Raw genomic sequence first — 6,527 nt, 5'->3', positions numbered from 1 at the left:
TAAAACCTTTAACTTACAGTCAAACTCTCGCCTTCTCCAGTTTGCTTCCCTCAATTTTGATGCTTCTATCTGGGAAATTATCATGGCAATAGGAGCAGGTGCAACCCTTTATTTAGACAGCAAAGATGCTTTAATGCCCGGGTTGCCATTAATGGGAATATTAAAAGATTATGGTATCACCCATATTATTTTACCCCCCTCAGCCTTAGCGGCTTTGCCCCTAGAAGAAATCCCCGAGTTACAAACTATTATTGTGGGGGGAGAAGCTTGTTCAGAAGAATTGAGCAAACAATGGGCTACGGGTAGAAATTTCTTTAATGCTTATGGACCGACAGAAACCAGCGTTTGTGCCACGGTAGAAAAATGGACAGATGAAACCCTGAAAGTAACTATTGGTCGCCCCATTGCTAACACCCAAGTTTATATCTTAGACTCCCATTTACAACCTGTCCCGATTGGTGTAGTCGGAGAATTACATATTGGTGGTATGGGATTAGCCAAAGGTTATCTCAATCGTCCCGAATTAACCCAAGAAAAATTTATTCCTAATCCTTTTGAGAAGGATGAAGTGATCCCCCCAACCCCCCTTAATAAGGGGGGCAATGAGCCGTCAAAATTATATAAAACGGGAGACTTAGCCCGTTATTTACCCGATGGTAAAATCGAATATTTAGGACGGATTGACAATCAGGTAAAACTGCGTGGCTTCCGCATTGAATTGGGAGAAATTGAAACCGTTCTTAGTCAGCACAGTGCGGTAAAAACGGCTGTTGTGATTGCCCAAGAAGATGAGACAAATCAGAAACGTTTAGTCGCCTATATTATTCCCCAAATAGAGATTATTTCCGCCCCAAAAGAGGAAAATTCGCTTAATGTTACTGAACTGCGGCAATTCCTGAAAGCCAAGTTACCAGAGTATATGATTCCTAGTGCCTTTGTCATTTTGGAATCCCTACCCTTAACGCCCAATGGTAAGATCGATCATCGTGCTTTACCGGCTCCCGAATTCCAAAGCCAAGAGCAGTATATTGCGCCGCGTAACCCCATTGAAGAGATATTATCCTCGATTTGGGCAAAAGTATTAAAAGTTGCACAGGTGGGGATTCACGACAACTTCTTTGAGTTAGGCGGACATTCATTATTAGCAACGCAACTAATTTCGCGCATCCGTGAGGCTTTTCAGGTAGAAATGCCCTTACGCGAGTTATTTGTTGCACCGACAATAGCCGAATTGTCCCAAGAAATAAAACGGCTTTCCGAAGGAGAACAACTAACTGAACTGCCGATTTTACCCAGGGACAAAACAGCAGAATTACCCCTATCTTTTGCTCAGACTCGTCTCTGGTTTTTGGCTGAATTTGAGTCGAATAGTTCTTTCTATAATATCCCCCTAGCCTTGCGTTTAGAGGGAAACCTGAACTCAGAAATCTTAATCCAGAGTTTAGAACAAATTTGTGATCGCCATGAAGCTTTACGCACCAACTTTATTACCGTTGATGGTATCCCTACCCAGGTTATACAAGCACGAACCTGGACAGTTACGGTTGTGGATTTACAGCATTTATCTGGTAGTGAAAAAGCAATTTCCTCCCAAGAGTTAGCAAAAAATCAAGCGATTCAACCCTTTGACTTAGCTGGTGAACCCTTAATCAGAATCACTTTAGTGGTGTTATCTGAAACGGAACATCTCTTATTAGTCTGTATGCACCACATTGTCAGTGATGGCTGGTCAATGGGGGTATTTATTCAGGAACTAACCGCCCTCTATAATGCTTATATTCAGGGTTTATCTTCGCCTCTCAATCCCCTATCTATCCAGTATGGAGATTTTACCCTTTGGCAAAGACAATGGCTACAGGGAGAGGTATTGCAACAGCAACTAGACTACTGGCAAAAACAGTTAGCAGACGCACCGGCCCTTCTATCTTTACCAACAGATAGACCTCGACCCAATCAACAAAGTTTTGCTGGGGGACATTTACCCTTTAGCCTTTCTTGGGAATTAACCGAAAAACTGACCCAATTAACCCAGGAACAGGGTGTCACCTTATTTATGACCCTGTTAACAGCTTATGCTGTCTTACTTTACCGTTATACAGAACAGGAAGACATCTTAATTGGTACTCCCATTGCTAACCGTAATCGCAGGGAAATTGAAGGGTTAATCGGCTTTTTTGTCAATACTTTGGTTTTGCGAATTGACTTGTCAGGTAAACCCAATTTTAATCAGTTATTAGGTCGAGTACGAGAAATGGCAATGGATGCCTATGCTCATCAAGATTTGCCCTTTGAAATGTTGGTAGGGGCCCTACAACCTGAACGAGATTTAAGTCACGCGCCTTTATTTCAAGTGGATTTTCTGCTGCAAAATAGTCCCCCATCTCCCTTAGAACTAATAGACTTAACCGCCACTCCCCTCACCACAGAAAATGACACCGCCAAATTTGATCTAACCCTGGCGATGGAGAATACCGGTGCAGAATTAAAAGGGGTATGGGAATATAATACCGATTTATTTGATCGCAGCACCATTGAGCGATTAACAGGAAATTTCATCACCCTACTAGAAGCATTGGTTGTTAACCCGCAGCAGCCAATTTTCCAACTACCATTATTAACCGAATTCGAGGCAAAAGAATTATTACTAGACTGGAATGCTACCGAAAAAGCATATCCTTTCCATCAGTGTATTCATCATTTATTTGAAGAACAAGCATCACGAACACCGGCTGCAGTAGCAGTGGTATTTGAAGGTCAAGAATTAACCTATCAAGAATTAAATATTCAGGCGAATCAATTAGCCCATTATTTACAATCTTTGGGGGTAAATTCAGAAGTTTTAGTCGGCATTTATCTAGAGCGGTCACTGTTAGTTATTGTCGGATTATTAGCAGTTCTCAAAGCTGGGGGAGCCTATATACCTTTAGACCCAGATTATCCTCAGCAACGGTTGACTTATATGGCAGAAGATGCCCAAATTTCTCTACTGCTAACTCAAGAAAGTTTACTCGATTCTTTGCCAGTAGAAGATGTGGGGGTAATTGTCTTAGATAAATTAGCTGAAAAATTGACAGTTCAAAGTCCAGAAAATCCCCTCAGTGAAGTGGTTCCAGAAAATCTACTATGCCTATTATATACATCTGGTTCCACAGGTAAACCTAAAGGAGTGATGTTAACTCACGCAGCTTTAGTTAATCATAGTTGGGGCATTAGTGAAGTATTCGGTTTAACAGAATCTGATCGCGTTTTACAGTTTGCTTCCTTTGGCTTTGATGTCGCTGCTGAAGAAATTTTTCCCACCTGGTTAAAAGGTGGCACAGTGGTTTTAAGACCGGGGCAAATGTTCGCAACTTTGACTGATTTTGCCGATTTTATCGAACAAGAAAGCCTCACCGTTTTAAATATTACCCCCGCCTATTGGCATGAATGGGCAATCGCCGTTTCCCAATCATTAGCTACTGTACCATCAAGTCTGCGAGTTGTCGCCGTGGGAGGGGATGCAGTGTTACCAGAAACCGTCAATATTTGGCGACAAATGGTCGGGAAACGGGTTGAATGTATTAACGTCTATGGCCCCACAGAAGCGTCTGTCACCGCCATAGTTCATGACTTGCTAGATTATCAGTCAGAAAAAATCAATTCAGTGCTGATTGGTCGTCCTATTGCTAATACCAAAGCATATATCTTGGATCAAAATCTGCAACCTGTACCCATTGGAGTTAAGGGAGAATTGCATTTATGCGGTGTTCGTTTAGCGCGGGGTTATCTGAATCGTCCCGAATTAACTGCTGAAAAATTTATTGACAATCCCTTTGCTCATTCACCGTTCAATCGTTTGTATAAAACGGGAGATTTAGCGCGTTATTTACCCGATGGTAATATTGAATGTTTTGGCCGGATTGACAATCAGGTTAAAATTCGCGGATTCCGTATTGAGTTAGGAGAAATTGAAGCGGTACTTAACCAAAATATTGATGTACAAACATCTTGTGTGATTATTCGGGAAGATACTCCGGGGGATAAATATTTAGTCGCCTACATAGTAGCTCATTATGAACGGATACCGATGATTAGTGAACTGCGTCAGTTTCTGTCCAGTAAATTGCCTTTGTATATGGTTCCTCAAGCTTTTGTTTTTCTGGAATCTTTACCCCTTACTACTAATCGTAAGGTAGATCGTCGCGCTTTACCCGCACCAGATAAAATAGGGAATCGCCGGGATCAATATGTAGCACCACGCAATGGAATTGAAGAGATGTTGGTGCAAATTTGGACAGAAATACTCAAAGTAGAGCAAGTGGGAATTTATGATAATTTCTTTGAAATTGGCGGCCATTCTCTCCTCGCAACTCAATTAGTTTCTCGGATTCGGAGTTTATTTAAAATAGAACTACCTTTGCGGAGTTTATTTGGTGCAGCTACGGTAGCCGAATTAGCGCATCTTATTGGACAATTACAGCAGCAAAATCTCACTCTAACAGTACCCCCGATTTTACCGAGAACTAAGGATACAGAACTACCTCTATCTTTTGCTCAACAGCGTTTATGGTTTTTAGATCAATTGCAACCAAATAGCGCTTTATACAATATACCGATGGTGTTGCATTTCCGAGGCAACCTCAATCAAAAGGCCTTAGAACAAAGTTTACGAGAAATCTGTAATCGCCATGAAGTATTACGGACTAATTTTGTCACGATTGATGGACAACCGACTCAGATTATTCAAACAACAAGGGAGACAATATCGGTCGTTGATTTACAAGATTTACCCATCCATGAACAAGAAGAAAAAACACAGCAATTAAAGCAAAAACAAGCCACTCAACCCTTTAATTTAGCCAAAGAATCCTTAATCAGAATCACTTTAGTGGTGCTATCGGAGACGGAACATCTCTTATTAGTGTGTATGCACCACATTATTAGTGATGGTTGGTCAATCGAAGTATTTATTCACGAATTGACCAGCTTATATAATGCTTACACTCAAAATCATCCCGCAAATTTAGCTCCTTTACCGATTCAGTATGCAGATTTTGCACTCTGGCAAAAACAATGGTTGCAAGGGGATGTCCTGCAAAGTCAATTAAATTACTGGCAAAATCAACTAACAGCTGCACCCCCTTTATTATCTCTTCCCACAGACCACCCTCGACCTGCGGTGCAAAGCTTTGTCGGTACTCAGCAAGAATTTTCCCTTTCCCCCAAACTTAGCCAAGCTTTGAATGAATTGAGTCGCCAACAAGGGGTGACATTATTTATGACGCTGTTGGCTGCTTTTGATGCTTTATTGTATCGTTATACAGGGTCAAGTGATATTTTGGTAGGAACTCCCATTGCTAACCGTAATCGCGGCGAAATTGAGGGTTTAATCGGCTTCTTTGTTAATACTTTAGTGATGCGGACGGATGTATCAGATAATCCGAGTTTTAGTCATTTATTAACCCGAGTTCGGGAAGTGACAATGGATGCTTACGCGCATCAAGACTTACCCTTTGAAATGTTAGTCGAAGCGTTGCAACCGGAACGGGATTTGAGCCATACTCCCCTATTTCAAGTCGCTTTTGTCCTGCAAAATACACCTAAGTCTGAGATTGCAATGACGGGATTAACGGTGACAGATTTGCCACCAGAAAATACTACAGCTAAGTTTGATTTAACCTTAGCTATGGTTAACACCGATGATGGCTTAAAAGGTGTCTGGGAATATAATACTGATTTGTTTGAAAGTAGCACTATTGAGCGATTATCAGGGCATTTTCTCAACTTATTAGGGGGAATTGCGGCCAATCCTCAAGCGCGGATTTCCCAATTACCCTTACTGACAGAAAGTGAGACTAATCAGTTATTAATTGAGTGGAACAATACTCAAGTTGACTATCCTGAGTATAAGTGTATTCATCAGTTATTTGAGGAACAGGTAAAACGCACACCCGACGCGGTAGCGGTGGTCTGTTCCCAGCAACAATTAACCTACAATGAGTTAAATTGTCGTGCTAATCAACTAGCCCATTATTTGCGGAAATTAGGCGTAAAAGCTGATACTTTAGTCGGTATTTCCCTTGAGCGTTCCTTAGACATGATTGTGGGATTATTGGGGATATTAAAAGCGGGTGGTGCATATCTACCTCTCGACCCAGATTATCCCAGTGAACGGCTACAATTTGCCATCGCTGATGCTCAACTGTCATTATTGCTAACTCAAGAGGGATTAATCGATAAACTACCCGAACATCAAGCGCGGCTAATCTTGTTAGACAGATTCACAGAAGAAATTAACCAAAACAGCCAAGATAACCTAACAGGAGTAGTAACAGCCAATAATTTAGCTAATCTCATTTATACCTCTGGTTCTACCGGAAAACCTAAAGGGGTAATGGTGGAACATCGGGGACTATTTAACCTAGCTCAAGCGCAAATTAAAACCTTTAACTTACAGTCAAACTCTCGCCTTCTCCAGTTTGCTTCCCTCAATTTTGATGCTTCTATCTGGGAAATTATCATGGCAATAGGAGCAGGTGCAACCCTTT

At 41.4% G+C, this 6,527-nt stretch carries 1 protein-coding gene; it reads left to right on the top strand.

The window, feature by feature from the left end; all coding sequences use genetic code 11:
* Window positions 1-6,527 (top strand): non-ribosomal peptide synthetase (locus tag EWV66_RS22560; RefSeq protein ID WP_287107560.1); only part of this gene is annotated, 6,527 nt, incomplete at both ends.

Origin of the sequence: Microcystis sp. M_OC_Ca_00000000_C217Col (assembly GCF_007095585.1) — a bacterium.
Taxonomy (GTDB): Bacteria; Cyanobacteriota; Cyanobacteriia; order Cyanobacteriales; family Microcystaceae; genus Microcystis; species Microcystis panniformis.
The sequence above is the reverse complement of the archived record's forward strand: the minus strand, read 5'-3'. Positions and strand labels throughout refer to the sequence as shown.